Origin of the sequence: Streptomyces sp. NPDC059009 (assembly GCF_042740175.1) — a bacterium.
Classification (GTDB): Bacteria; Actinomycetota; Actinomycetes; order Streptomycetales; family Streptomycetaceae; genus Streptomyces.
Window position 1 is genome coordinate 90,040 of sequence record NZ_JBHYJB010000028.1, and the last position, 24,966, is coordinate 115,005.

The following is a 24,966-nucleotide window of genomic DNA, read 5'->3' on the forward strand; positions in this document are numbered from 1 at the left end:
CTGTATTTGTCTCCTGTGTCAGTCGCGAGTCGTAGACTTCCACGCTGTCCCCCCAGACTGTCCGCAGCCTGTCATCCCTCGTTTCTGCTGGAGGCCAAAGCCGTGACAAAGCCGCCGTTCACGCACCTGCACGTCCACACCCAGTACTCGCTGCTGGACGGTGCCGCGCGGCTCAAGGACATGTTCAAGGCGTGCAATGAGATGGGCATGACCCATATCGCCATGTCCGACCACGGCAACCTCCACGGGGCCTACGACTTCTTCCACTCGGCGCAGAGCGCGGGCGTCACGCCGATCATCGGCATCGAGGCGTACGTCGCCCCGGAGTCGCGGCGCAACAAGCGGAAGATCCAGTGGGGCCAGCCGCATCAGAAGCGGGACGACGTGTCCGGTTCGGGTGGTTACACGCACAAGACGATCTGGGCGGCGAACAAGACCGGGCTGCACAACCTGTTCAAGCTGTCCTCGGACGCGTACGCCGAGGGCTGGCTGCAGAAGTGGCCGCGCATGGACAAGGAGACCATCTCCCAGTGGAGCGAGGGTCTCATCGCCTCCACCGGCTGCCCCTCCGGCGAGCTCCAGACCCGACTGCGCCTCGGCCAGTTCGACGAGGCGCTCCAGGCGGCCTCCGACTACCAGGACATCTTCGGAAAGGACCGGTACTTCCTGGAGCTGATGGACCACGGCATCGAGATCGAACGCCGGGTCCGCGACGGCCTGTTGGAGATCGGCAAGAAGCTCGGCATCCCGCCCCTGGTGACGAACGACTCGCACTACACGTACGCCCATGAGTCGACGGCGCACGACGCCCTGCTCTGCATCCAGACCGGCAAGAACCTCTCCGACCCGGACCGCTTCCGCTTCGACGGCACCGGCTACTACCTGAAGTCCACGGACGAGATGTACGCCATCGACTCCTCGGACGCCTGGCAGGAGGGCTGCCGCAACACGCTCCTGGTGGCCGAACAGATCGACACCACCGGCATGTTCGACAAGCGCGATCTGATGCCGAAGTTCGACATCCCCGAAGAGGGATACACGAACACGACGTGGTTCAAGGAAGAAGTGCGGCGCGGCATGATCCGCCGCTTCCCGAACGGGATCCCGGAGGACCGCCAGAAGCAGGCGGACTACGAGATGGACATCATCATCCAGATGGGGTTCCCGGGGTACTTCCTCGTCGTCGCCGACTTCATCATGTGGGCCAAGAACAACGGCATCGCGGTGGGCCCCGGGCGTGGTTCCGCGGCCGGTTCGATCGTCGCGTACGCCATGGGCATCACCGACCTCGACCCGATCGAGCACGGGCTGATCTTCGAGCGGTTCCTCAACCCCGAGCGCGTCTCCATGCCCGACGTCGACATCGACTTCGACGAGCGCAGGCGCGTCGAAGTGATCCGGTACGTGACGGAGAAGTACGGCGCCGACAAGGTCGCCATGATCGGCACATACGGAAAGATCAAGGCGAAGAACGCCATCAAGGACTCCGCACGCGTGCTGGGTTACCCGTACGCGATGGGCGACCGCCTCACCAAGGCCATGCCCGCCGACGTCCTCGGCAAGGGCATCGACCTCTCCGGCATCACCGACCCCAAGCACCCCCGCTACAGCGAGGCGGGCGAGATCCGGGGGATGTACGAGAACGAGCCGGATGTGAAGAAGGTCATCGACACCGCCAAGGGCGTCGAGGGCCTGGTCCGGCAGATGGGCGTGCACGCCGCCGGCGTGATCATGTCCAGCGAGCCGATCATCGACCACGCCCCGATCTGGGTGCGGCACACGGACGGCGTGACGATCACGCAGTGGGACTACCCGCAGTGCGAGTCGCTCGGCCTGATCAAGATGGACTTCCTGGGCCTCAGGAACCTCACGATCATGGATGACGCCGTGAAGATGGTGGAGGCCAACAAGGACATCAAGCTGGAGATGCTCGAGGTCCCGCTGGACGACCCGAAGACGTACGAACTGCTCTGCCGTGGTGACACGCTCGGCGTCTTCCAGTTCGACGGCGGCCCGATGCGTTCGCTGCTGCGCCAGATGCAGCCCGACAACTTCGAGGACATTTCCGCCGTTTCGGCCCTCTACCGGCCGGGCCCGATGGGCATGAACTCGCACACGAACTACGCGGAGCGCAAGAACGGCCGCCAGGAGATCACGCCGATCCACAAGGAGCTCGAAGAGCCCCTCAAGGAGACGCTGGGCCTCACCTACGGCCTCATCGTGTACCAGGAGCAGGTGCAGAAGGCCGCGCAGATCGTCGCCGGCTACTCGCTCGGCGAAGCCGACATCCTGCGCCGCGTGATGGGCAAGAAGAAGCCCGAGGAACTGGCGAAGAACTTCACCATCTTCCAGGGCGGTGCCCGCAAGAACGGCTTCAGTGACGAGGCCATCCAGGCCCTCTGGGACGTCCTGGTGCCCTTCGCCGGATACGCCTTCAACAAGGCGCACTCCTCCGCGTACGGCCTGGTCACCTACTGGACCGCCTACCTGAAGGCGAACTACCCGGCCGAGTACATGGCCGCGCTGCTCACCTCGGTCAAGGACGACAAGGACAAGTCGGCGGTCTATCTGAACGAGTGCCGCCGCATGGGCATCAAGGTCCTCCCGCCGAACGTGAACGAGTCGGTGCACAACTTCGCCGCCCAGGGCGACGACGTGATCCTCTTCGGCCTGGAGGCCGTGCGCAACGTCGGCACGAACGTGGTCGAGTCGATCATCCGGTCCCGCAAGGCGAAGGGGAAGTTCGTCTCCTTCCCGGACTATCTCGACAAGGTCGAGGCGACCGCCTGCAACAAGCGCACCACCGAATCGCTCATCAAGGCGGGCGCGTTCGACACCATGGGGCACACCCGCAAGGGCCTGACCGCGCAGTACGAGCCGATGATCGACAACGTGGTCGCGGTCAAGAGGAAGGAAGCGGAAGGGCAGTTCGACCTCTTCGGGGGGATGGGCGACGAGTCCGGTGGCGACGAGCCCGGGTTCGGTCTCGACGTGGAGTTCTCCGAGGACGAGTGGGAGAAGACCTATCTGCTCGCCCAGGAGCGGGAGATGCTCGGTCTGTACGTCTCCGACCACCCGCTCTTCGGCCTGGAGCACGTCCTGTCGGACAAGGCCGACGCGGGCATCGGGCAGCTCACCGGCGGTGACTTCTCCGACGGCGCGGTCGTGACCATCGGCGGCATCATCTCCGGCCTCCAGCGCAAGATGACCAAGCAGGGCAACGCCTGGGCGATCGCGACCGTCGAGGACCTCGCGGGCTCCATCGAGTGCATGTTCTTCCCGGCGACGTATCAGCTGGTCTCGACCCAACTCGTCGAGGATGCCGTGGTGTTCGTGAAGGGCCGCCTCGACAAGCGCGAGGACGTGCCCCGGCTCGTCGCGATGGAGATGCAGGTCCCCGACCTGTCGAACGCGGGCACCAACGCGCCCGTGGTGATCACCATTCCGACGGTCAAGGTCAGCCCGCCGATGATCACCCGCCTCGGCGAGGTCCTCAGCCACCACCGGGGCAACAGCGAGGTCCGGATCAAGCTCCAGGGTGCGCAGAAGACCACGGTGCTGCGGCTCGACCGGCACCGGGTGAAGCCGGACCCGGCGCTCTTCGGCGACCTGAAGGTGCTGCTCGGCCCGTCGTGCCTGGCGGGGTAGCGCAGCCCAAGGAGCGGCCCAAGGGCCCGTAAAGCACGGCAAAGAAGGGCTTTACTTACTTAAAGCGGACATCTCACGGAGTAAGGTGCACCATGCATCTAGAAGATGCATGGTGCATCTAGTTTTTCGTGTGAGGGATGAGTTTCATGACGAACACCGCCGCCGTCGACAAGGCCGTATTTCTGCTCCGGGAGGCGCACCAGTCCCCGTGGACGGCGCAGAGTTCCCTCAAGTCCTACTTCCCGGGCATGGAGTTGAACGAGTGGGTGTCGCACGTGCGGCTCGCCTACGAGGTGATCCAGGGCGGCCGCAAGGTGGTGCGGCCGCGCGCCTCCGAGATGCAGGACCCGCGGTCGTTCATGGTCGCCCACGAGCGCCACGGATTCGGCGAGTAGGGCGCACGGACGCCGTACGCGCGGAGGCCGTACGCGCGAGGGCTGTACGCACGGAGGCCGTACGTGCGAAGGGGCACCCCCGGAATCCGGGGGTGCCCCTTCGCTGTGCCTGGGGTGGATCAATGCGGATCAATACCCCTGCCGGTGGCGTCAGTTGTGGCCAAAGCGGCGCTGGTGCTTACGGGCGACGTCCGCCGGGGAACCCTGGGCCTGCGACTCCATCGCCGACTGGGCTTCCGTCGCGGAGGACTTGGCCTGCTCCGCCGCCTGCTCCGCCGAGGACGCGCGATTCTGCTGTCCGCCCTGCTTGCGGTTCTTGTTCTTGGCCATGGTGATCTTCCTCCTGAGGGGGATCTGGGGGCCAGGATGCGACCAGATTCACATAGGGCGACAAGCTGCGCATTTTGGAGAATTACCGTGCGTGATATGGGCAGCGCGCGGCGTCGACAAGGGGTGCGTTCAGCCGAAGTTGCCGATACGCCACGCCGAAGATCGAGTTCGGGCCGTTAAGCCCCGCCAGGTCGGGCAGACTCGAAGGAAACCCGAAGCGTCCCGCAAGTGATCCCGCCGTTCCTTCACGGATTCCTGGCGGTCGCCCGGGGGTTCAGATGTTCCAAGATCTCAAGACCTCGGTACTTTCAGTTACTTTCTTCCGTTACTTCCAGGGAATATCCAGGGAAAGAGGGTGGATCGCGTGGACCGCTGCATCGTCCTGGTGGACGCCGGCTATCTGCTGGGGGCCGCCGCGAGTCTCCTCGCGGGAGAGCCGTCCCGGTCCCGGATCACCGTTGATCACACGGCCCTCATCCAGGGCCTGCGCGACCGCGCCGAATCGGACACCGAGCGCCCCTTGCTGCGCATCTACTGGTTCGACGGCGCCCCCGACCGCGTACCGCAGCCGGAGCACCGCAGGCTGCGGGTCATGCCCCGGGTCACGGTCCGGCTCGGCGCCCTGACCCGCAGCGACGGCCGCTGGGCACAGAAGGGGGTGGACGCCGCGATGCACGCCGAGCTCACCGAGCTCGCCCGCAACCGCGCCTGCTCCGACGTCGTGCTCGTCACCGGGGACGGCGATCTGCTGCCCGGCATGATGGCCGCCAAGGAGCACGGCGTCGCCGTCCACCTGTGGGCCGTACAGGCCGCGGACGGCGACTACAACCAGTCCGAGGACCTGGTCGCCGAGGCCGACGAGCGCCGCGTCCTGGACCGCGCCTGGATCACCAAGGCCGTCCGCGCCAAGGAGCTCGGCGGGGTCTGTGCGGCGCCGCCCGTGCCGCGCCCCGAGATCGCCGCGATCCTCTCCGCGCCGCTGCCCGAGTCCGCGCTCGCCGCTGCCGCCGCCCCGTCCGCCGACGAGGCCCAGGCGGCCCCGCACACCGAGCCCGCACCCGGCGGCGCCAACGGCACCGGTGAGCGCATCCCCGCCGCGAAGGGCGTCCCCACCCCCAAGGACCTCGCCGCCCTGCGCGGCCCCGGCGCACCCGTCGGCAAGGACCACACCAACGCGACGCTGCGCTGGTCCTCCGACAAGGGCTGGGTCGAGCGTCCCCCCGGTGCCGCCGAGGGGCCCGAGGCCGCCGCGCTGCCGACCCTCGCCCAGCTCACCACGGCCGAGCAGCGGTGGGCCGACCGCGAGGAGGACATCACCACGGTGGGCGGCGACCCCTACGAGGTGGGCCAGGTCTTCGCCCGCCGCTGGATGGCGCGGCTGCCCGAGCAGCACAACCTCCAGAAGCTGTCGACGATGTACCCGCGCATCCCGCACCGCATCGACGGCGAGCTGCTGCGGTACGCCGCGCGCTTCGGGCTGCTCGCCCACAAGGACGACCAGATCGACGAGCACGACCGGTACGCGATCCGGGCGGGGTTCTGGCGGGAGATCGACGTCCGTACCGCGGCGGAGCATGCTTCCGTGGGGGACTGAGTCGTGGGGCGCCCCTTGAGGTGGGGGGCCGGCTCGTGGGTGGGGCGCCGTCCCGGGGCTGCGCCCCTGGACCCCCATCGGCCTGAACGGCCTCGTCCTCAATCGCCGGACGGGCTTGATCTGCTGTGCGGCTCGTCTGCAGGCGTCGGGCGGGCTTGATCTGCTCGCGGCCTGTCCGCAGGCGCCGGGCGGGCTTGACCTGCTCGCGGCCTGTCCGCAGGCGCCGGGCGGGCTTGATCTGCTCGCGGCCCGTCCGCAGGCGCCGGGTGGGCTTGATATCCCTCGCTAGGCCGCCCCCATGCGCCATACCGGACATCGGACCCCGTACTCTCGTCCTTCGTGAGTACGCGCTCGGCACAGGCAGTCCGGCAGGGGCACCGGCAAGGACACGACCGGGGTGCCGTCTGCGCGGTGCGCGATCTCGTCAAGACCTATCCGGCCTCCCGGGGCGGCCGCGGCAGGCCCGCGACGCCGCAGGTGCGCGCCACCGACGGGATCTGCCTGGAGGTCAGGCGCGGCGAGATCTTCGGGCTGCTCGGGCCCAACGGCGCCGGGAAGTCCACCCTCGTGCGGCAGCTCACCGGGCTGATGCGCCCGGACAGCGGCAGCGTCGAGATCCTCGGGCACGACATCGTCCGCCACCCCGAGCGGGCCGCGCGCATCCTCGCGTACCTGGGGCAGGAGTCCACCGCCCTGGACGAGCTGACCGTCTCGCTCGCCGTCGAGACCACCGCGCGGCTGCGCGGCCTCGACGCGCGGAGCGCCCGGGCGGAGCGGGACGCCGTGCTGGACGAGCTGGCCCTGGCGCCGCTCGCCTCCCGGCCCCTGAAGAAGCTCTCCGGCGGACAGCGCAGGCTCGCCTGCTTCGCCACCGCGCTCGTGGGGGAGCGGCCGCTGCTCGTGCTGGACGAGCCGACGACCGGCATGGACCCCGTCGCACGGCGCGCGGTCTGGGCCGCGGTCGACCGGCGCCGCGCCGAGTCCGGCTCGACCGTCGTGCTGGTCACCCACAACGTCATCGAGGCCGAGACCGTCCTCGACCGCGTCGCCGTCCTGGACCGCGGCAAGGTCATCGCCTGTGACACCCCCGTGGGCCTCAAGGAGCGGGTCGCGGGCGAGGTGCGCGTGGAGCTGGTGTGGCGCGAGAAGGCGCCCGTCGACGTGCCCGAGGTGGCCGCGCTCCGGTCGTCCGCCGTGGAGTCGGGGCGCCGCTGGTCGCTGCGGCTCGCCCCGGACGAGGCGCGGGCCGCCGTCGCGGCGGTCACGGGCGGGGCCGCCTTCGCCGCACTCGACGACTTCACGCTGGCGACGCCGAGCCTGGAGGACGTCTACCTGGCGCTCGGCGGGAGCGGGCAGGGGCTGGTGAAGGCGTGACCGGAGGCGTGACCCAAGACGTGAGTCCTTGTACGTACGAGACCAGGAGTGGTGGCCGGTGAGCGCGGTGCCCTTGGAAGCCGTCGTGCGGGCCGAGGACGACGGGGCCGTGAGTGAGGCGGCGCCTCTCGGGGCGCGGGCGCGGCTGCTGCCCGCCCTCTCGGCGGTCTACCGCGCACAGCTGTCCCGGGCGCGGGTCGCCCGGATCCCGCTGCTGTTCGTCGCGACCTTCCAGTCCGTCGGGATCATGATCCTGATGCGGGGCGTCGTGGACGGGGGCGGGGAGGCGCGGGCCGTGGTCGCCGGGTCGTCCGTGCTCGTCGTCGCGTTCGTCGCGCTCAATCTGCTCGCCCAGTACTTCGGGCAGCTGCGGGCCGACGGCGGGCTCGACCACTACGCCACGCTGCCCGTGCCGCCCGCCGCCGTCGTGCTCGGCGCCGCGGCCGCGTATGCCTCCTTCACGGTGCCGGGGACCCTCGTCACGGCCGTCGTGGGGTGCGGGCTCTTCGGGCTTCCGCTGACGCACCTGTGGGTGCTCGCCGCGGTCATCCCGCTCGCGGGCGCCGCGCTCGCCGGGCTCGGGGCGGCGCTCGGGCTGCTCGCGCCGCGACCCGAACTGGCCACGCTGCTCGGCCAGTTGGGGATGTCGGCGGCGCTGCTGCTCGGGGTGCTGCCGGCCGACCGGATGCCGCAGGTGCTGCAGTTCGCGCGGGACCTGCTGCCGTCCACGTACGGGGTCGAAGCCTTCGCGCGCACCTTCGGGCCGCACCCGGACTGGGCCGTCGTCGCCCTCGACCTGGCCGTCTGCGCGGGCGTCGGCGTCGCCTCGCTGGCCGTGGCGACCTGGGCGTACCGCCGAGCGGCCGTCCGGTGAAGCAGCGCAATCCAGAAGGTGCGGCGCGAATGCGCCTCGTTGAGGGGCGGTGGCCGGGAGACGGGTGGGCTGCTGGCACCATGTGTGGGTGACCGCACCGCTGACACCCTCCCAACCGCCGCACAACGAACCCCCGCACGAGTCCTGGCCGTCCGACGCTCAGCCCTCAGGAGCCATGTCCCCGCAGGCGTACGAGGAGAACGGGCCCGACGTGCACGTCGAAGTGCTGCAGGCCCTAGTGATCATGGTCGCGGTCGCGGTCAGCGGAGTGCTGCTCGGACTGCTCTGGCTCTGGCTCGCGCCGCGCATCCCGCTCATCGCGGACAACACCGCGGTCTACCTCAAGGACACCGAGGGCGAGCAGGCGATCGGTGTAGACGGAACGTTCACCCTGCTCGGGCTCGGCTTCGGCCTGCTCAGCGCCGTCGTCGTCTTCCTGGTCCGCAGGCGCGGCGGCATCCCGCTGGTGGTGGGGCTCGCGCTCGGCGGGCTGCTCGGCTCGCTGCTCGCCTGGAAGGTCGGCGGCTGGTTCGGCCCCGAGACGGACGTCGTCGCGCACGCCAAGCAGGTCGGCAAGGGCGTCGTGTTCGACGCACCCCTGGAGCTCAAGGCCAAGGGCGCGCTGCTCGCGTGGCCCGTCGCCGCGATGGCCCTGCATCTGGGCCTGACCGCGCTGTTCGGGCCGCGCGACCCGGAGCCCGCGCTCTATCCGACGCCGTACGAGGACGCGGGCCCCGTCCAGTAGCGCTACGCCGGGCGCCTCCCGTGGTTGGCCCGGCCCTTCTTGACCCGCCACTTCCGCTTACGCGTCTTCTTCGACATGTCCTCGGTACTTAGCCGAGGGCGCGCACTTCGTCGAGGGGGTGCGTACGGGACGGGGGCGAGATCAAGCCCGCCCGATGGCCGCCAGGACCGCGCCCGTCTGTGCCGCCAGGTCGGTGGGCGCCAGCTCCACCTCGAGGCCGCGGCGGCCCGCCGAGACGCAGATCGTGGCGTGTGCCGAGGCCGAGTCGTCCAGGACGGTGCGGAGCTTCTTGCGCTGGCCCAGCGGTGAGATCCCGCCGCGCACATAGCCCGTGGTGCGCTCGGCGGCGGCCGGGTCGGCCATCACGGCGCGCTTGCCGGAGACCGCGGCGGCCAGCGCCTTCAGGTCGAGGGAGCCCGCGACGGGCACGACGGCGACGGTCAGCTCGCCGTCGACCTCCGCGACCAGCGTCTTGAAGACCCGGTCGGGGGAGACGCCCATGGCCTCGGCGGCCTCCTCGCCGTACGAGGGGTGGGCGGGGTCGTGCTCGTAGGCGTGGACCGTGTACGCGATGCCCGCGGCGGTGAGGGCCACGGTCGCCGGGGTCCCCCCGGACTGCTGGTTCTTCTTCTGCTTCTTCGCCAAGGTCCTCGCGCCTTACGTCAGTTGAGACTCGTCGGCCCGCGGGTGAGGTCCGTCGCGGGCAGCGACGGCAGCTTACGGATCACGGCGGTCTCCGCGCGCAGGAGTTTCAGCTCGTCGTGCAGCCGGGCCGCCGTGGTGCCGGCCTCCAGGAGGCGCTGCTTCGTGGGGGTGTCCAGGACGGCCGCCGCGGCGACCAGGTACGAGACGACCGACGGGTCGTCCGGCAGCTCCGCGCCCGTCGACAGGGACCGCTCCCGGGCCCCGGCGAGCCGCTTCTGGTAGCTCTTGAACGCCCGCAGGACGCCCTCCGCGAGCGTCCCGGCGCCCTCGCCCGGCTCCTCCTCCAGCTCCTCGACCTCGGCCGTGAGGAACGCCCCCGAGGCGTCGACGGAGTGCAGCCGCACCCGTGTCGTGCCGGTGGCCAGGACCTCGAAGCCGCCGTCGGGGCGCTCCCGGATGGTGGCCGCGTCGGCGATGCAGCCCACCGCGTGGAAGGCGTGCGCGGGGTCGTCGCCGAAGCCCGCGGTGGGGCCCAGCTCGGGCACCGAGGTCTGGTCGGGCAGGCCCGGGGCGCTCGGCGCCACCTCGAGGCCGTCGCGGATCGCGACGACGGCGAACTGGCGCTGGTCCTCCTCGGGGGACTTCAGCAGCTCGCGCATCATGGCGCGATAACGCTCCTCGAAGACGTTCAGGGGCAGCACGAGCCCCGGGAACAGCACCGAGTTGAGCGGAAAGAGCGGGAGCCGGACGGTGGTCACGAACGGCAAGCCTAATGGTCGCCCGGGTCCGCCCATGCCTGCCCTAGCCGCGCGGAGCCCGCAGCGGGGTCGTGGAGGCCACCTCGATGCGTACGCCGTCGCGGAGTTCCAGGAACTGGCCGAGCGGATCCGAGGCGATCCGGTCCCACGGGAACGACGTCGCGTACCGCCCGATGAGACGCAGCTGCTCCAGGGCTTCCGGCCAGCGCTCCAGCCTGACCAGGACGTACGTGAGGAGGTTGCGGACCTCGGCGGGGTAGGGGTCCCCGGCCTCGTACTCCCGGGAGAGCGCGATCGCGAGATCGGCGGCGGCGTCCAGGCGCTCGCGCGGCACGCGCCCGCCCGTCTCCCGACCACCGCCCCTCATCGAGACGCTTCGCGCCACACCCATGGGATTCGAGGGGCTCGTGAGATACGCGAAGGCGGCCCGGACCGGCAGTGCGCGGATCAGGGAGCCGGAGAGCGTCTGCGCCGCGGCCTCCTCGGCGAAGGCGAAGCACTCGCGGTGCGAGCCGTACCAGGCGGCCGAGAGGTACTGCAGGGCCGAGGCGTGGCAGCCGTAGTGGTGCGGGGAGCGGCGGACCGCCTCGGCCCACAGCCGGTCGAAGTCGGAGCGCGGGACATGGGCGCCGCGCGCGTGGTCGAGGGCGACGCGCCAGGGCACCGGGTCCCGCGGGTCGGCCGCGGCGGCCGCGGCGACCAGCGGGCCCGACCGGCGCAGGATCTCGGCGCGGGCCGGGGACTCCCAGCCGGTGAGCACGGCGAGCTCGGCCTTGACCAGGAGGGCGTCCGGGTCGTGTGGCGCCGCCTCCTGCCAGGCGTCGAACCACTCGGGCCGGGAGCGGGCGAAGGCGGCGAGCCGGGCCGTGTGGCGGTCGCGGTTCTCCCACTCGGCGCCCTCGCGGGTCGCGGCGAGGAGCTTGGCGGCGGGGCCGTGATCGCCGTGCCCGGCGGCGACGAGGGCGGGCGCGAGCCGCTCGTCCGGGACGTCGAGCAGCACCTCGTCGTCGGCGGGCAGGCCGGCGGCGAGGGCCGGGGTGTGCCGGATCATGCGGGCGGTGCGGATGAGCGCGCGCAGCAGTGGCATAGGAACCCCCGCCCCCTTGCGCCTGAGCCGACTTCGGTGCTTGCGATGGGAGGACGGCTGAGGATTTCAGGGGGTTGCCCGGCCCTCGATAACGGTTCAGCTTCTGCGCAGCAGCCGCGTCGCGCCCGCCGCCACCGTCGTCGCCAGGATCCAGCCGAGCAGGATCAGGGCCGTCGCGAACCACTGCCAGCCGCCGCGCAGCATCCAGTAGTTGCCCTGCCCCAGGTCGATCACGGGAAGCAGCAGGTCGAGGGTGAACAGCGCCGGGTTCCAGTGCGGGTGCTCGCCCGGTTTGATCGCCGGGTGGTCGGCGCGGGAGAACGCCACCGCGCTGATCGCCCACAGGACCGCCATCCACAGTGCGGCCCGGCCCGGCCGGTACCCGTAGGCGACCGTCCAGTCCTGCGCGAAGCCCCACACCTTCGCGGCCAGCGGCAGGGTCTCGCGGCGGCGGCGCTGCTTGGCGAGGAGCACCTCGCGGGCGTCCGCGTCCTCGCCGCCGTTGCGCAGGACGGTGGCGAGCCGCTCGTACGGCTCCGGGTTGTACTCGGCGGTCGCGGCCGACACCCACTCGATCCGCCGCGACAGCGGGAAGCCGCTCTGCGGGACGAGGTTCTCGTAGGTGAAACCGCCCATCTGGAGCCGGCCGGGACCGGGCCAGCTGGTGGCCTTGTCCACCAGGTTGACCACCTTCGCGCCGGACAGGACGACCTTGCCGCGGCGCGGGGCGTCGCCGAGGAAGCGCAGCTCGGGGGTCTGGACGCGGCGCAGCGACACCTCCTGGTCGCTCTGCAGCTCGAAGCGGGCCTGGGCGAAGTCGACGGCGTCGCCGAAGCGGCCGTCGTCCAGGCGGATGCCGCCCTGGCACTCGAAGCGCTGCACGCGGGTGCCGCGCGCCGGGGTGGCGCCGCTGGACTGCAGCGGGCTGACCCCGGCCGGGGTCAGATACAGGCTGCGCTCGACGGTCAGCTGCGGGGCGTTGAGCGCGCGCGGGCCGTACGGATTGGCCAGGCGGCTGCCGCGCAGGCTGAGCGAGACGCCGATCTTCGCGCCGCGCAGGCTGACGACGCCGTGCGACTCCATCATCTCGGCCTGCAGGTCCTGGCCCACGCTGAGCCCGTCGCCCATGATCGAGGAGCCGCGCCGGTCCCGGTAGATGACGGCCTGGTTGAGCAGCAGGTCCGTGCCGATCTGGGCGTCGGTGAGCCGGACGCCGTTGTGGATCCGGCAGCGCGGCAGGTGCAGGTCGCCCTCGGTGTGGATGCGGGCCGCCTCCAGGCGCGGGATCGAGCAGTCGACCAGGCGCAGCGTCGTGAAGTGGGCCTCGGGGAGCAGGACCTCCTTCTCGAAGCGGCAGTGCTTCAGCTCCGCGTAGGGCACGACGCTGCCGCCCGCGAGGTCGAGGGCGTCCGTGATCTGGAGCCCGGCGAGCTTCAGGGACGAGACCCGGCCGGGCAGGGCGGGCGGCCCGTCGAGCAGCAGCCAGGCGACGATGCGCGCCCGCACGCTGCGCTCGGGGCCCCAGGGGTGGCCGCCGTGCGGATCGTCCTCCGCCGGGTCACCGGAGCGCAGGTCGTACACGCTGCCGTTGCGGAACGCCTGCCACATGCCCACCTCCGCCGCGGTCAGCTCGTCGGGCGGGTCCCCGATGGACGGATCCGTGGTGGTGCCGTCGACCACTGCTGTTGTCCTCCCCGTTCCTGCGTGTACCTCTGCCGCGGGCGCGCCCGTGCCTCGTACAACTGTTCATGCCCGTTCAGTGACGGCCTGAACGCTAGTGGTGAACGCGGTCTTACGGGACGGGTCGGCTGGGTATCAGCCGGCGCGGGCGCTCGTATCAGCCAGTGATACGGGCGTCCGGCCGGAAACCGGGGTCTGAGAGAATTGGGCCTGTGATCTCTCGAATCGATCTGCGCAGCGACTCCCTCACGGACTTTCCGTCGGGTGCCGCCCTTCGCGCTCTGCTGCCCCGTGCCGACTTCGACGTCGCGGCCGCCCTGGAAAAGGTCCGGCCCATCTGCGAGGACGTGCATCATCGGGGCGACGCGGCGCTGATCGAGTACGCGGAGAAGTTCGACGGCGTGCGGCTGGGGTCCGTACGGGTTCCCGAGCAGGCCCTCAAGGACGCCCTCGCGGCCCTCGACCCCGCCGTGCGCGCGGCCCTGGAGGAGTCCATCCGCCGCGCCCGCACCGTCCACCGCGCCCAGCGCCGCGCCCCGCACACCACACAGGTCGTGCCCGGCGGCACGGTCACCGAGAAGTGGGTGCCGGTCGAGCGCGTCGGGCTGTACGCGCCGGGCGGCCGGTCCGTGTACCCCTCGTCCGTGATCATGAACGCGGTGCCCGCACAGGAGGCCGGGGTCGAGTCGGTCGCCCTCGCCTCGCCCCCGCAGGCGGAGTTCGGCGGCCTGCCGCACCCGACGATCCTCGCCGCCTGCGCCCTGCTCGGCGTCGACGAGGTGTACGCGGTGGGCGGCGCGCAGGCCGTCGCGATGTTCGCGTACGGCACCGAGTCCTGCCCCCCGGCCAACATGGTCACCGGGCCCGGCAACATCTGGGTCGCCGCCGCCAAGCGGTACTTCACCGGGCGCATCGGCATCGACACCGAGGCGGGCCCGACCGAGATCGCGGTCCTCGCCGACGACACCGCCGACCCGGCGCACGTCGCCTCCGACCTGATCAGCCAGGCCGAGCACGACCCGCTGGCCGCCGCCGTCCTGGTCACCGACTCGTCGGCGCTCGCCGAGGCCGTCGAGAAGGAGCTGGAGCCGCAGGTCGCGGCCACCAAGCACATCGAGGACCGGATCGTGCCCGCCCTGAAGGGGCAGCAGTCCGCGATCGTCCTGGTCGACGGGATCGAAGAGGGCCTGAAGGTCGTCGACGCGTACGGCGCGGAGCACCTGGAGATCCAGACCGCCGACGCCGCCGCCCTCGCGGACCGGGTGAAGAACGCGGGCGCGATCTTCGTCGGTCCGTGGGCCCCGGTCTCCCTGGGCGACTACTGCGCGGGCTCCAACCACGTGCTGCCCACCGGCGGCTGCGCCTGCCACTCCTCGGGCCTGTCCGTGCAGTCCTTCCTGCGCGGCATCCACGTCGTGGACTACACGAAGGACGCCCTCGCCGACGTCGCCCACCACGTGGTGACGCTCGCCGAGGCCGAGGACCTGCCCGCGCACGGCGCCGCCGTCAAGGCGCGCTTCGGATGGAAGGTGCCGAAGACACAGTGACCCGGATCGACGACCTTCCCGTACGCGCCGAGCTGCGCGGCAAGTCCCCTTACGGCGCCCCGCAGTTGGACGTCGCCGTCCGCCTGAACACGAACGAGAACCCGTACCCGCTGCCCGAGCCCCTCGTGCAGCGGATCGCCGAGCGCGTCGCCGACGCCGCCCGCCACCTCAACCGCTACCCCGACCGGGACGCGGTCGAGCTCCGCACCGAGCTGGCCCGCTATCTGACCCGTACGACCGGCTTCGAGGTCGGCTTCGAGCAGGTGTGGGCGGCCAACGGGTCGAACGAGGTGCTCCAGCAGCTCCTCCAGGCGTTCGGCGGCCCCGGTCGCACGGCGCTCGGCTTCGAGCCCTCGTACTCGATGCACCCGCTGCTCGCCCGCGGCACCAACACGGGGTGGGTGAGCACCCCGCGCCGCGACGACTTCTCCCTGGACGTCCCGGCCGCCGTGGCGGCGATCCGCACCCACAAGCCGCACGTCGTCTTCATCACCAGCCCCAACAACCCCACGGGCAACGCGGTCGCCCGCGAGGACGTCCTCGCGCTGTACGAGGCGGCCGGGCGGGACGCGATCGTCGTCGTCGACGAGGCGTACACCGAGTTCAGCCACGGCGCATCGCTCCTGCCGCTGATCGAGGGCCGCCCGAACCTGGTGATCTCGCGCACCATGTCCAAGGCGTTCGGCGCCGCCGGGCTCCGGCTCGGCTACCTCGCCGCCGACCCGGCCGTGGTCGACGCGGTCCAACTGGTGCGCCTGCCCTACCACTTGTCGGCCGTGAACCAGGCCACGGCGCTCGCCGCCCTGGAGTACACCGACACGCTGCTCCAGTACGTCGAGCAGCTGAAGGCCGAACGCGACCGTGTGGTCGCGGAGTTGACGGACCTCGGTTTCGAGGTGACCGTCGCCGACGCCAACTTCATCCAGTTCGGCGTCTTCGAAGACCCGCATGCCGTCTGGCAGTTCATCCTCGACCGCGGCGTCCTGATCCGTGACAACGGAGTGCCCGGGCGGCTGCGGGTGACCGTAGGCACCCCCGAAGAGAACGACGCGTTCCTGGACGCGGCCCGCGAAGTGAAGAAGGAGTTCGGCGCATGAGCCGCGTAGGAAGAGTGGAACGCACCACCAAGGAGACCTCCGTCGTCGTCGAGATCGACCTCGACGGCACCGGACAGGTCGACGTGTCGACCGGGGTCGGCTTCTACGACCACATGCTCGACCAGCTCGGCCGCCACGGCCTCTTCGACCTCACGGTCAAGACCGAGGGCGACCTGCACATCGACAGCCACCACACGATCGAGGACACCGCCCTCGCCCTCGGCGCCGCCTTCAAGCAGGCCCTCGGCGACAAGGTCGGCATCTACCGCTTCGGCAACTGCACGGTGCCTCTCGACGAGTCGCTCGCCCAGGTGACGGTGGACCTCAGCGGCCGCCCGTACCTGGTGCACACCGAGCCCGAGAACATGGCGCCGATGATCGGCGCGTACGACACGACGATGACCCGGCACATCCTGGAGTCCTTCGTCGCGCAGGCGCAGATCGCGCTGCACGTGCACGTGCCGTACGGGCGCAACGCCCACCACATCGTGGAGTGCCAGTTCAAGGCCCTGGCCCGCGCGCTGCGCTACGCCTCGGAGCGCGACCCGCGCGCGGCGGGCATCCTTCCGTCCACGAAGGGCGCGCTGTAAGCGATGACCGGCCTCAACACCATCCTCATCGTCGTCGGCCTCTTCCTGATCGGCGGCGTCATCTCCTTCGTCAAGCAGGGGATGCCCAAGAGCCTGATCACGCTGCTCTCCATCGGCGCCGTCATGTGCCTGGCCGCGGGGATCCTGCGGCTCGACTACTGGAATTGACCTGAACTGCCATGACTGACAAGAAAGTTGTCGTCTTCGACTACGGCTTCGGGAACGTCCGTTCCGCCGAGCGCGCCCTCGCCCGCGCGGGCGCCGACGTCGAGATCACCCGCGACTACGACAGGGCCATGAACGCCGACGGGCTGCTCGTCCCCGGCGTCGGCGCCTTCGAGGCGTGCATGAAGGGCCTGAAGGAGGCGCGCGGCGACTGGGTCGTGGGCCGCCGTCTCGCCGGCGGGCGCCCCGTCATGGGCATCTGCGTCGGCATGCAGATCCTCTTCGCGCGCGGCATCGAGCACGGCGTCGAGGCCGAGGGCCTGGACGAGTGGCCGGGCACCGTCGAGCCCCTGAAGGCCGACATCGTGCCGCACATGGGCTGGAACACCGTCGAGGCGCCCGAGGACTCCCGGCTCTTCGCGGGCCTCGACGCCGACGCCCGCTACTACTTCGTGCACTCCTACGCGGTGCACCACTGGGACTTCGAGGTCGGCAACCCCAACTTCCGCGCCCCGAAGGTGACCTGGTCGACGCACGGCGAGCCCTTCGTGGCCGCCGTGGAGAACGGCGCGCTGTGGGCCACCCAGTTCCACCCCGAGAAGTCCGGCGACGCCGGAGCTCAGCTGCTCAAGAACTGGATCGGAACCCTGTGATGCCTTCGAAGCTCGAACTCCTGCCCGCCGTCGACGTCCGCGACGGCCAGGCCGTCCGCCTCGTGCACGGCGAGTCCGGCAGTGAGACCTCCTACGGCTCGCCGCTTGAGGCGGCCCTCTCCTGGCAGCGCTCGGGCGCCGAGTGGCTGCACCTGGTCGACCTCGACGCGGCCTTCGGTACCGGCGACAACCGCGCCCTGGTCCGCGAGGTCACCGAGGCCATGGACATCAAGGTGGAGCTGTCCGGCGGCATCCGCGACGACGCCACGCTCGCCGCCGCCCTGGCCACCGGCTGCACCCGCGTCAACCTCGGCACCGCCGCCCTGGAGACCCCCGAGTGGGTCGCCAAGGTCATCGCCGAGCACGGCGACAAGATCGCGGTGGGCCTGGACGTACGGGGCACCACGCTGCGCGGCCGCGGCTGGACCCGCGACGGCGGCGACCTCTACGAGACCCTGGAGCGCCTGAACGCCGAGGGCTGCGCCCGCTACGTGGTCACCGACATCGCCAAGGACGGCACGCTGCAGGGCCCCAACCTGGAGCTCCTGAAGAACGTCTGCGCGGCGACGGACCGGCCCGTGGTCGCCTCCGGCGGCGTGTCCTCGCTCGACGACCTGCGCGCCATCGCGGAGCTCGTGCCGCTGGGCGTCGAGGGCTCCATCGTCGGCAAGGCGCTGTACGCGAAGGCGTTCACGCTGGAAGAGGCCCTGGAGGCGGTGTCGTCATGAGTGACGTACTGCGGGTGCAGAGCGGCAGTCCCTGGGAGGACGCGTACGGCTTCGCGCGCGCCGTCGCGGCGGGCGACCGGGTGGTGGTCGGCGGGACGACGTCCTTCAAGGGCGACGTCCTGTACGGCGAGGGCGACCCCTATGAGCAGGCACGCGTCGCCTTCGCCAACGCCCTCGACGCGATCGGGCAGTTCGGGCTCGGCGCCGAGTCCGTGATCCGCACCCGGCTGCTCCTGACCCATGCGCGGGACGTCGACGAGGTCGGCCGGGCCCACAAAGAGGTCTTCGGCGGCGTCCGGCCCGTGACGACCATGGCCGTCGTCTCCGGCTTCGTCGACCCGCGCATCCTGGTCGAAGTGGAACTCGAAGCATTCAGAGGAACCCCGGAGTCATGACCCTCGCCGTACGAGTCATCCCCTGCCTGGACGTCGACAACGGCCGGGTCGTCAAGGGCGTCAACTTCCAGAACCTGCGCGACGCGGGCGACCCCGTCGAGATGGCCAAGGTGTACGACGCGGAGGGCGCCGACGAGCTGACCTTCCTCGACATCACCGCGTCCTCCGGCAACCGCGAGACCACGTACGACGTGGTGCGCCGCACCGCCGAGCAGGTCTTCATCCCGCTCACGGTCGGCGGCGGTGTGCGCACCGCCGACGACGTCGACAAGCTGCTGCGCGCGGGCGCGGACAAGGTCGGGGTCAACACGGCCGCGATCGCCCGTCCCGAGCTGATCCGCGAGATCGCCGAGCGCTTCGGCCGCCAGGTCCTGGTCCTGTCGGTGGACGCGCGCCGCACGGAGTCGGGTTCGTTCGAGGTGACGACGCACGGCGGGCGTCGGTCCGCGGGCATCGACGCCGTCGAATGGGCCCACCGGGCCGCCGAGCTGGGCGCGGGCGAGATCCTGCTCAACTCGATGGACGCGGACGGCACGAAGGACGGCTACGACATCGAGATGATCGAGGCCGTACGCAAGCACGTCACGGTGCCGGTCATCGCGTCCGGCGGCGCGGGCCGGCTCGACCACTTCCCGCCCGCGGTCGCGGCGGGCGCGGACGCGGTGCTCGCGGCGTCGGTCTTCCACTTCGGGGATCTGCGGATCGGCGAGGTGAAGCAGACGCTGCGCGAGGCGGGACATCCCGTGCGCTGAGTCTCTGCGCTCTGGTAGAGCCCCGGTCGCCTGTGGAGGTGGCCGGGGCTTTTGCTCGGCCGGATACGAAGGGAAAGTTGCGCAAGATATATTGCGCAACTTTCCCTTCCTGTCTACCGTCGAGGCATGACGGAATCTCGCCGTGTCACCGATGTCGCCACGCTCAAGGCGTTCGGTCACCCCTTGCGCCTGAAGCTGTACGGCACCTTGAAGGTGGCCGGAACCGCCACCGCGTCCCAGCTCGCCGACCAGGTGGACGAGGCCGTCTCACTGGTCAGTTACCACCTGCGCAAGCTGGCCGAGCACGGACTGATCGAGGAGGCCCCGCAGGCGCAGCGAGGGGACGGCCGCGAGCGCTGGTGGCAGCCCGCGCAGGACCGGCTGTCCTTCCGTTACGAGGACTTCGACGACGCCCCCGAGGAAGTCGCCGCGTACAAGGCAGTGGTGCGCACACTCCACGAGCGGCACGGCGCTCTCTTCCACGCCTGGGTCGACCAGAGCGCGGCCTGGAGCCCCGAGTGGCGGTCCGCCGCCGACAACTCCGACTTCCTGGCCCGGCTCACTCCCGGCGAACTGACCTCGCTGCAGGAGGAGTTGCACGCCCTGATCCGGTCGTACGAGGAGCGGGCCAAGGCCGCCGAAGCGGCCGGTGACACCGAGGGGCGCGAGAACGTGGCGGTGTATCTGCAGGCGTTCCCGTTCCGGGAACTGTGACATGACCGCCACCGGCATACGTACGCCCGTCGCCGTCGCCGTCGCCGAACGCCCCGCCCACCGCGACGGGAACGTCCTGCGCTGGCTCGCCGCCTACACCGCCTCGATGATGGGCGACGGCATCTACTTCGTGGCGCTGTCCTGGGCCGCCGCCCGCAGCGGCAGCCCGGGACAGGCCGGGCTCGTGCTCGCCCTGGGGGCCGTGCCACGGGCCGCCCTGATGCTGGGCGGGGGAGTGGTCGCGGACCGGTTCGGACCCCGGCGCGTGGTCATCGGGAGCGACGCGGTGCGGTGCGCGGTGATCCTCGGGGTCGCCGCGCTGCTCTTCGTCAGCACGCCCGGGATCTGGCTGCTCGGAGCCGTCGCGCTGGTCTTCGGGGCCGTCGACGCCCTGTTCGTGCCGAGCGTCGGTGCGCTGCCGCCGCGGCTCACCTCGCCCGGGCAGCTCGGCCGGGTCCAGGGGATGCGCGGGCTCGGGCAGCGCGTCGCCCTTGTCGTCGGAGCCCCGCTGGGCGGCCTCACGGTGGCCGTCGGCGGCTCGTCGGCCGCGTTCGCGGTCGCCGGGGTGCTCTTCGCCGTCTCGCTCCCGCTGCTGTTCGCCGTACGCCTGCGGGAGCTGCCGCCCGACGACCGGGCGGGGCCGGACGGGGGCACGGCCCGGCGCCAACTGGCCGACGGGCTGCGGTACATGAGGGGCCACAAGATCCTCGCCCCGCTCCTGGTCACGGCCGGAGTGGCCGAGCTCGGCTTCACCGGGCCCGCCAACATCGGCTTGGTGCTGCTCGTGGACGAGCGGGGCTGGAGCGCCGCCGGGATGGGGTGGATCATCGCGGGCTTCGGGGTCGGCGCGGGCTCGGCGTCGCTGCTGATCGCCGTGCGCGGGCGGATACCGAGGGCCGGGACTGTGCAGTCGTACGGCTTCATGGCGGGCGCCGCCTCGCTCGCCTCGATCGGCTTCGCGCCCTCCGTCGCCCTCGCGGCCCTCGGCAGTCTCGGCGTGGGCCTGTGCACCGGGTTGAGCGGCGCCCTGTGCGCGGCGCTGCTGCAGACCCACTGCGACCCCGCCTACCTGGGCCGGGTCACCTCGGTGACCATGCTCATCGCCGTCGGCCTCGCCCCTCTCACCTACCCCGTGACCGGCGCCGCCATCGGCGCCTGGGGCATCGGCCCCGTCTTCGTCGCGAGCGCGGCGCTCAGCGCGGCGGGCGGGGTGTACGCGCTCTGCTCCCGCGCCCTGCGCCGCGCCGAACTCCCGTGCCAAGACGCCTAGTCGACCTGCTGCATCAGCTGCACCAGATTCCCCACCGTGTCGTCGAGCACCGCCATGAGCACCTGGCCCTGCCGCTGCGGCTCCTGCGTGAAGGCCACCCCGAGCCCGGTAAGGCGGGCGTGCTCGGCCGCCACGTCGTCCACCGAGAAGACCACGCTCGGGATGCCCGCCTCGCGCAGAGCCTTGCGGTACGGGTCCGCGATCGGGCTGTCGCCCGGCTCCAGGAGCAGCTCCATGTCCGCCTGCGCCCCGGCCGCGCCCACCGTCACGAACGGCGCGCCGCCGCCCATGTCGACGTGCGTGCGCGTCTCGAAGCCCAGCACGTCCGTGTAGAACGCGTGGGCCCGCGCCACGTCGTCGACGTACACCCCGGCCATGGCGAGCTTGATCATGAGAGTGCTCCCTGCGTGCGCCCCCCGGATCCGGTGGACTCAGATGCCGAGCTGCTTGGTGTCCCGCACCCGGGCGATCGCTTCCTTGTCGCCCTCCAGCTCGACGTCGGCGGTCTCCTGCCGCCCGTACGCGAACATGAGCAGCTCGTTCGGCTCCCCGGTCACCGTCACCACCGGCGCGCCCTTGTGGGCCACCACCGTCCGGCCGTCCGGGCGGCGCAGCACCAGGCCCGTCGGCGACTTGCGGCCCATCATCCGCGCCATCCGCTCCAGGCGCGCCCACAGCGCGTCCTGGAAGACCGGGTCGAGCTCGCGCGGCGTCCAGTCGGGCTGCGCGCGGCGCACGTCCTCCGTGTGCACATAGAACTCGACGGCGTTGGCCGCCTCGTCGATCTGCTTCAGGGAGAAGGGCGAGAAGCGGGGCGGACCGGTCCTGATGAGCTGGATCAGCTCCTCGTACGGCTTCTCGGCGAACTCCGCCTGCACCCTCTCCAGGCGCTGCGCCAGCTGCTTGATGAGGATGCCGCCCGCGGCATCCGCACGCCGCTCGCGCACCACCACATGGGCCGCCAGATCGCGGGTGTTCCAGCCCCCGCACAGGGTGGGGGAGTCCGGGCCCTGCGCCTCCAGGAGGTCGGCGAGCAGAAGCCGTTCACGCTTGGCATGGGTCGACATGCGGCAAGCCTACGACCGAGTAGCCGGTCCGCCCACCCGTCTCCCGGCCACCGCCCCTCAACGAGGCGCTCCGCGCCGCCCCTGCTCAATCAGTGGACGTCCGCGCAGGCACCCCCGCGCGGCCCGGCACAATGGCAGGCATGAGCAGTACGCCCCCTCCCAGCAGCCTCGACCCCGCCATCGCCGCCCGCCTCAAGCGCAGCGCCGACGGGCTCGTCCCCGCCATCGCCCAGCAGTACGACACCGGTGAGGTGCTGATGCTGGGCTGGATGGACGACGAGGCGCTGCACCGCACCCTCACCACCGGCCGCTGCACCTACTGGTCCCGCAGTCGCCAGGAGTACTGGGTCAAGGGCGACACCTCGGGCCACTTCCAGTACGTGAAGTCGGTCGCCCTCGACTGCGACGCCGACACCGTCCTCGTCCAGGTCGACCAGGTCGGCGCCGCCTGCCACACCGGCACCCGCACCTGCTTCGACACCGACCGGCTCAGCGTCTCGGCGCCGTCGGGGAGTTGACCCGGTCCCCGAGAGGTGACCCAGTCCCTGAGACGCCCGGCTGTCCGGCGGCCCTGCGCCCGTAAGCTCTCACCATGGATCTCGAGACCTTCCGCAAGCTGGCGTCCGACCGACGCGTGATTCCCGTCAGCCGCAAGCTCCTCGCGGACGGGGACACCCCGGTCGGCCTGTACCGGAAGCTGGCCGCCGAGCGTCCCGGCACCTTCCTCCTGGAATCGGCCGAGAACGGGCGCTCCTGGTCCCGGTACTCGTTCGTCGGCGTGCGCAGCGCCGCGACCCTCACCTCCCGTGACGGCGAGACCCACTGGCTCGGCACCCCGCCCGTCGGCGTGCCCACCACCGGCGACCCGCTCGCCACGCTGCGCGCCACCGTGGAGACCCTGCACACCCCGCAAGACCTCGCCCACGACCTGCCGCCCTTCACCGGCGGCATGGTCGGCTACCTCGGCTACGACATCGTGCGCCGCCTCGAGGACATCGGCCCCGGCGAGCACGACGAGCTCCGGCTGCCCGAGCTGACCATGCTGCTCACCTCGGACCTCGCCGTGCTCGACCACTGGGACGGCTCGGTCATGCTGATCGCCAACGCGATCAACCACAACGACCTGGAGACCGGCGTCGACGAGGCGTACGCCGACGCCGTCGCCCGCCTCGACGCGATGGAGGCCGACCTCTCCCGCGCCGTCCCCGCCGCCCCGGCCGCGCTGCCGCCCTCCGAGCTGCCCGAGTTCAGCACCAAGTGGGGCGGCCCGGAGTACCAGGTCGCCGTCGAGGACATCAAGGAGCGCATCCGCGCGGGCGAGGCGTTCCAGGTCGTGCCCTCGCAGCGCTTCGAGACCCGCTGCACGGCCAGTGCCCTGGACGTCTACCGGGTGCTGCGGGCCACCAACCCCTCGCCGTACATGTACCTGCTCCGCCTCGACGGCTTCGACGTCGTCGGCTCCTCGCCCGAGGCCCTCGTCAAGGTCGAGGACGGCGGCGCGATGGTGCACCCCATCGCCGGGACCCGGCACCGCGGCGCGACGCCGCAGGAGGACCAGGCCCTCGCCGAGGAGCTGCTCGCCGACCCCAAGGAGCGCGCCGAGCACCTCATGCTGGTCGACCTCGGCCGCAACGACCTGGGGCGGGTCTGCGAGCCCGGCTCCGTCGAGGTCGTCGACTTCATGTCCATCGAGAAGTACTCGCACGTCATGCACATCGTGTCGACCGTGACCGGCCGGGTGGCCGAGGGCCGTACCGCCTTCGACGTGCTGACCGCGTGCTTCCCCGCGGGCACCCTCTCCGGCGCCCCCAAGCCGCGCGCGATGCAGATCATCGACGAGCTGGAGCCGTCCCGGCGCGGCCTGTACGGGGGCGCCGTCGGCTACCTCGACTTCGCCGGCGACTCCGACACCGCCATCGCCATCCGCACCGCGGTCCTGCGCGACGGCACCGCGTATGTGCAGGCCGGGGCCGGTGTCGTCGCCGACTCCGACCCGGTGGCCGAGGACAACGAGTGCCGCAACAAGGCCGCCGCCGTGCTGCGCGCCATCCACACGGCCAACCGGCTGCACGCGGCATCCGCCCATAAGGGATAGTGGACGGGTGACTTCAGCAGTTCCGCAGCCCCGTACCGAGACCGCCTCCGCCGCCCGGGCGAGGGGCGGCGGCCGGCGCAGCCTCGCCGCGGCCCTCCTTCTCGGAGCCGTCGGCGCGGCCCTGGCGCTGCTCGCATCCCGCCAGGCGTGGGCGCACGGCACCGCGTCCGTGGCGGGCGGCGACTTCCCGCTGACCGCCAAGGGCAGCGACGTCACCGGCGTCCCCGCGGCCCTCGCCATAGTGGGCCTCGCCGCTCTCGTGGCCGTCTTCGCCGTGCGCCGCACCGGCCGCTTCCTGGTCTCGCTGCTGCTCGCCGCGAGCGGCGCCGGGATCATCGTCGCCGCCCTGCTCGGCGTCGAGGACACCGAGGCGCTGGACGAGAAGGCCGCCGAGGCGTCCGGCGACGCCGCCGCCCGGATCGGCGAGCTCACCCACACCGGCTGGCCGTACGCCGCGGCCGCCGCCGGGCTGCTGCTCCTGATCGCCGGGATCCTCGCCCTCACCCGCGGCGGCAGCTGGCCCGCCATGTCCGGCCGCTACGAGCGCGGCGGCGCCCCCGCCCCCCGCAGGGCGAGCCGCCCCGTGGACCCGGAGCGCCCCGAGGAGCTGTGGAAGGCCCTGGACCGCGGCGAGGACCCGACGCGCTAGGTCCTGTCCGACGGGTCGGGCCCCAGGGTCCGACCCGACGCGCGTGTCCCGCACCCCGCGCTCACGCCTGGCGTGCGCGTGCGGGACAATGTGAGCGAGCGTCCGACTCGCGGT

Annotated in this window: 26 protein-coding genes; 19 read left to right on the forward strand and 7 right to left on the reverse strand. The window is 71.4% G+C overall.

Annotated features, from left to right (window positions below; genetic code table 11):
• The first annotated feature begins 102 nt into the window (after window positions 1-102).
• Entirely contained in the window at window positions 103-3,648 is a 3,546-nt protein-coding gene (dnaE, locus tag ACFWYM_RS26480) for a DNA polymerase III subunit alpha (RefSeq protein WP_384842147.1), read from the forward strand.
• Between the two features lie 146 nt (window positions 3,649-3,794).
• Window positions 3,795-4,043, forward strand: a complete 249-nt coding sequence (locus ACFWYM_RS26485; protein WP_384842150.1) for a hypothetical protein — start codon at window positions 3,795-3,797, stop codon at window positions 4,041-4,043.
• Between the two features lie 150 nt (window positions 4,044-4,193).
• Here the strand turns inward: ACFWYM_RS26485 and ACFWYM_RS26490 are convergent, their stop codons facing one another.
• The gene (locus ACFWYM_RS26490; RefSeq protein ID WP_384842153.1) at window positions 4,194-4,373 is read right to left on the reverse strand and encodes a hypothetical protein; all 180 of its coding nucleotides are present in this window, start codon (window positions 4,371-4,373) and stop codon (window positions 4,194-4,196) included.
• Window positions 4,374-4,737: 364 nt separating this feature from the next.
• Here ACFWYM_RS26490 and ACFWYM_RS26495 point away from each other — a divergent pair, with 364 nt between their 5' ends.
• From ACFWYM_RS26495 to ACFWYM_RS26510, 4 genes are all read left to right on the forward strand, one after another.
• Window positions 4,738-5,967: an NYN domain-containing protein gene (locus tag ACFWYM_RS26495; RefSeq protein WP_384842156.1), complete on the forward strand. Its 1,230-nt coding sequence runs from the start codon at window positions 4,738-4,740 to the stop codon at window positions 5,965-5,967.
• Window positions 5,968-6,306: 339 nt separating this feature from the next.
• Window positions 6,307-7,341, forward strand: a complete 1,035-nt coding sequence (locus ACFWYM_RS26500) for an ABC transporter ATP-binding protein (RefSeq protein ID WP_384842158.1) — start codon at window positions 6,307-6,309, stop codon at window positions 7,339-7,341.
• A gap of 58 nt (window positions 7,342-7,399) precedes the next feature.
• The gene (locus ACFWYM_RS26505; RefSeq protein WP_384842161.1) at window positions 7,400-8,215 is read left to right on the forward strand and encodes an ABC transporter permease; all 816 of its coding nucleotides are present in this window, start codon (window positions 7,400-7,402) and stop codon (window positions 8,213-8,215) included.
• An 88-nt stretch (window positions 8,216-8,303) separates the two neighbouring features.
• A complete protein-coding gene (locus ACFWYM_RS26510) occupies window positions 8,304-8,960 on the forward strand; it encodes a DUF2567 domain-containing protein (protein ID WP_384842164.1) in 657 nt (218 codons plus the stop codon).
• 141 nt (window positions 8,961-9,101) lie between these two features.
• Here the strand turns inward: ACFWYM_RS26510 and ybaK are convergent, their stop codons facing one another.
• The 4 genes from ybaK to ACFWYM_RS26530 form a co-directional block, all read right to left on the reverse strand.
• Entirely contained in the window at window positions 9,102-9,605 is a 504-nt protein-coding gene (gene ybaK, locus ACFWYM_RS26515; RefSeq protein ID WP_384842167.1) for a Cys-tRNA(Pro) deacylase, read from the reverse strand.
• A gap of 17 nt (window positions 9,606-9,622) precedes the next feature.
• On the reverse strand, window positions 9,623-10,363 hold the full coding sequence (locus ACFWYM_RS26520; protein ID WP_384842169.1) for an LON peptidase substrate-binding domain-containing protein: 741 nt from the start codon (window positions 10,361-10,363) through the stop codon (window positions 9,623-9,625).
• A gap of 43 nt (window positions 10,364-10,406) precedes the next feature.
• Window positions 10,407-11,450, reverse strand: coding sequence for a hypothetical protein (locus ACFWYM_RS26525; RefSeq protein ID WP_384842172.1), 1,044 nt, complete (start codon window positions 11,448-11,450; stop codon window positions 10,407-10,409).
• Window positions 11,451-11,546: 96 nt separating this feature from the next.
• Window positions 11,547-13,058 carry an oxidoreductase gene (locus tag ACFWYM_RS26530; protein WP_384842286.1) on the reverse strand — a complete coding sequence of 504 codons (1,512 nt, stop codon included), beginning with the start codon at window positions 13,056-13,058 and terminating at the stop codon, window positions 11,547-11,549.
• Between the two features lie 284 nt (window positions 13,059-13,342).
• Here ACFWYM_RS26530 and hisD point away from each other — a divergent pair, with 284 nt between their 5' ends.
• The 10 genes from hisD to ACFWYM_RS26580 all read left to right on the forward strand — a co-directional run bounded on the left by hisD (window position 13,343) and on the right by ACFWYM_RS26580 (window position 21,041).
• Window positions 13,343-14,677 (forward strand): histidinol dehydrogenase, encoded by a 1,335-nt coding sequence (hisD, locus tag ACFWYM_RS26535; RefSeq protein WP_384842175.1) that lies wholly within the window; start codon window positions 13,343-13,345, stop codon window positions 14,675-14,677.
• Window positions 14,653-15,774, forward strand: a complete 1,122-nt coding sequence (locus tag ACFWYM_RS26540; RefSeq protein WP_384842178.1) for a histidinol-phosphate transaminase — start codon at window positions 14,653-14,655, stop codon at window positions 15,772-15,774. Before hisD ends, ACFWYM_RS26540 begins: the two co-directional genes overlap by 25 nt.
• Window positions 15,771-16,364 carry an imidazoleglycerol-phosphate dehydratase HisB gene (hisB, locus tag ACFWYM_RS26545; RefSeq protein ID WP_384842181.1) on the forward strand — a complete coding sequence of 198 codons (594 nt, stop codon included), beginning with the start codon at window positions 15,771-15,773 and terminating at the stop codon, window positions 16,362-16,364. Before ACFWYM_RS26540 ends, hisB begins: the two co-directional genes overlap by 4 nt.
• 3 nt (window positions 16,365-16,367) lie before the next feature.
• Entirely contained in the window at window positions 16,368-16,532 is a 165-nt protein-coding gene (locus tag ACFWYM_RS26550) for a hypothetical protein (protein WP_062781233.1), read from the forward strand.
• Window positions 16,533-16,543: 11 nt separating this feature from the next.
• The gene (hisH, locus tag ACFWYM_RS26555; protein WP_384842185.1) at window positions 16,544-17,182 is read left to right on the forward strand and encodes an imidazole glycerol phosphate synthase subunit HisH; all 639 of its coding nucleotides are present in this window, start codon (window positions 16,544-16,546) and stop codon (window positions 17,180-17,182) included.
• Window positions 17,182-17,910, forward strand: coding sequence for a bifunctional 1-(5-phosphoribosyl)-5-((5-phosphoribosylamino)methylideneamino)imidazole-4-carboxamide isomerase/phosphoribosylanthranilate isomerase PriA (gene priA / locus ACFWYM_RS26560; RefSeq protein WP_384842188.1), 729 nt, complete (start codon window positions 17,182-17,184; stop codon window positions 17,908-17,910). Before hisH ends, priA begins: the two co-directional genes overlap by 1 nt.
• Window positions 17,907-18,305: a RidA family protein gene (locus ACFWYM_RS26565; protein WP_384842191.1), complete on the forward strand. Its 399-nt coding sequence runs from the start codon at window positions 17,907-17,909 to the stop codon at window positions 18,303-18,305. The genes priA and ACFWYM_RS26565 overlap by 4 nt, the downstream gene beginning before the upstream one ends.
• Entirely contained in the window at window positions 18,302-19,057 is a 756-nt protein-coding gene (gene hisF / locus ACFWYM_RS26570; protein ID WP_384842194.1) for an imidazole glycerol phosphate synthase subunit HisF, read from the forward strand. The genes ACFWYM_RS26565 and hisF overlap by 4 nt, the downstream gene beginning before the upstream one ends.
• Before the next feature lie 126 nt (window positions 19,058-19,183).
• Entirely contained in the window at window positions 19,184-19,771 is a 588-nt protein-coding gene (locus tag ACFWYM_RS26575) for an ArsR/SmtB family transcription factor (protein WP_384842197.1), read from the forward strand.
• 1 nt (window position 19,772) lies between these two features.
• A complete protein-coding gene (locus ACFWYM_RS26580) occupies window positions 19,773-21,041 on the forward strand; it encodes an MFS transporter (RefSeq protein WP_384842200.1) in 1,269 nt (422 codons plus the stop codon).
• Here ACFWYM_RS26580 and ACFWYM_RS26585 read toward each other — a convergent pair.
• Together ACFWYM_RS26585 and ACFWYM_RS26590 are read right to left on the reverse strand one after the other, a co-directional pair.
• Window positions 21,038-21,433 carry a VOC family protein gene (locus tag ACFWYM_RS26585; RefSeq protein ID WP_384842203.1) on the reverse strand — a complete coding sequence of 132 codons (396 nt, stop codon included), beginning with the start codon at window positions 21,431-21,433 and terminating at the stop codon, window positions 21,038-21,040. The genes ACFWYM_RS26580 and ACFWYM_RS26585 overlap by 4 nt on opposite strands.
• Window positions 21,434-21,472: 39 nt before the next feature.
• Entirely contained in the window at window positions 21,473-22,108 is a 636-nt protein-coding gene (locus ACFWYM_RS26590; RefSeq protein WP_384842206.1) for a TIGR03085 family metal-binding protein, read from the reverse strand.
• A gap of 131 nt (window positions 22,109-22,239) precedes the next feature.
• Here ACFWYM_RS26590 and hisI point away from each other — a divergent pair, with 131 nt between their 5' ends.
• From hisI to ACFWYM_RS26605, 3 genes are all read left to right on the forward strand, one after another.
• The gene (hisI, locus tag ACFWYM_RS26595; RefSeq protein ID WP_384842209.1) at window positions 22,240-22,626 is read left to right on the forward strand and encodes a phosphoribosyl-AMP cyclohydrolase; all 387 of its coding nucleotides are present in this window, start codon (window positions 22,240-22,242) and stop codon (window positions 22,624-22,626) included.
• 74 nt (window positions 22,627-22,700) lie between these two features.
• Complete coding sequence (locus tag ACFWYM_RS26600) at window positions 22,701-24,203, forward strand: anthranilate synthase component I (protein ID WP_384842212.1); 1,503 nt, start codon at window positions 22,701-22,703, stop codon at window positions 24,201-24,203.
• 7 nt (window positions 24,204-24,210) lie between these two features.
• Window positions 24,211-24,852: a TIGR02234 family membrane protein gene (locus ACFWYM_RS26605; protein ID WP_384842215.1), complete on the forward strand. Its 642-nt coding sequence runs from the start codon at window positions 24,211-24,213 to the stop codon at window positions 24,850-24,852.
• The last annotated feature ends 114 nt before the right edge of the window (window positions 24,853-24,966 follow it).

What these genes read in the sequence shown, in the direction of transcription:
- ACFWYM_RS26485 (WP_384842150.1), top strand. Translation starts at nt 3,795, where the DNA reads ATGACGAACACCGCCGCCGTCGACAAGGCCGTATTTCTGCTCCGGGAG.
- ACFWYM_RS26490 (WP_384842153.1), bottom strand. Translation starts at nt 4,373, where the DNA reads ATGGCCAAGAACAAGAACCGCAAGCAGGGCGGACAGCAGAATCGCGCG.
- ACFWYM_RS26525 (WP_384842172.1), bottom strand. Translation starts at nt 11,450, where the DNA reads ATGCCACTGCTGCGCGCGCTCATCCGCACCGCCCGCATGATCCGGCAC.
- ACFWYM_RS26530 (WP_384842286.1), bottom strand. Translation starts at nt 13,058, where the DNA reads ATGTGGCAGGCGTTCCGCAACGGCAGCGTGTACGACCTGCGCTCCGGT.
- ACFWYM_RS26540 (WP_384842178.1), top strand. Translation starts at nt 14,653, where the DNA reads ATGGAAGGTGCCGAAGACACAGTGACCCGGATCGACGACCTTCCCGTA.
- hisB (WP_384842181.1), top strand. Translation starts at nt 15,771, where the DNA reads ATGAGCCGCGTAGGAAGAGTGGAACGCACCACCAAGGAGACCTCCGTC.
- ACFWYM_RS26550 (WP_062781233.1), top strand. Translation starts at nt 16,368, where the DNA reads ATGACCGGCCTCAACACCATCCTCATCGTCGTCGGCCTCTTCCTGATC.
- hisH (WP_384842185.1), top strand. Translation starts at nt 16,544, where the DNA reads ATGACTGACAAGAAAGTTGTCGTCTTCGACTACGGCTTCGGGAACGTC.
- priA (WP_384842188.1), top strand. Translation starts at nt 17,182, where the DNA reads ATGCCTTCGAAGCTCGAACTCCTGCCCGCCGTCGACGTCCGCGACGGC.
- ACFWYM_RS26565 (WP_384842191.1), top strand. Translation starts at nt 17,907, where the DNA reads ATGAGTGACGTACTGCGGGTGCAGAGCGGCAGTCCCTGGGAGGACGCG.
- hisF (WP_384842194.1), top strand. Translation starts at nt 18,302, where the DNA reads ATGACCCTCGCCGTACGAGTCATCCCCTGCCTGGACGTCGACAACGGC.
- ACFWYM_RS26575 (WP_384842197.1), top strand. Translation starts at nt 19,184, where the DNA reads ATGACGGAATCTCGCCGTGTCACCGATGTCGCCACGCTCAAGGCGTTC.
- ACFWYM_RS26580 (WP_384842200.1), top strand. Translation starts at nt 19,773, where the DNA reads ATGACCGCCACCGGCATACGTACGCCCGTCGCCGTCGCCGTCGCCGAA.
- ACFWYM_RS26585 (WP_384842203.1), bottom strand. Translation starts at nt 21,433, where the DNA reads ATGATCAAGCTCGCCATGGCCGGGGTGTACGTCGACGACGTGGCGCGG.
- ACFWYM_RS26590 (WP_384842206.1), bottom strand. Translation starts at nt 22,108, where the DNA reads ATGTCGACCCATGCCAAGCGTGAACGGCTTCTGCTCGCCGACCTCCTG.
- hisI (WP_384842209.1), top strand. Translation starts at nt 22,240, where the DNA reads ATGGCAGGCATGAGCAGTACGCCCCCTCCCAGCAGCCTCGACCCCGCC.
- ACFWYM_RS26600 (WP_384842212.1), top strand. Translation starts at nt 22,701, where the DNA reads ATGGATCTCGAGACCTTCCGCAAGCTGGCGTCCGACCGACGCGTGATT.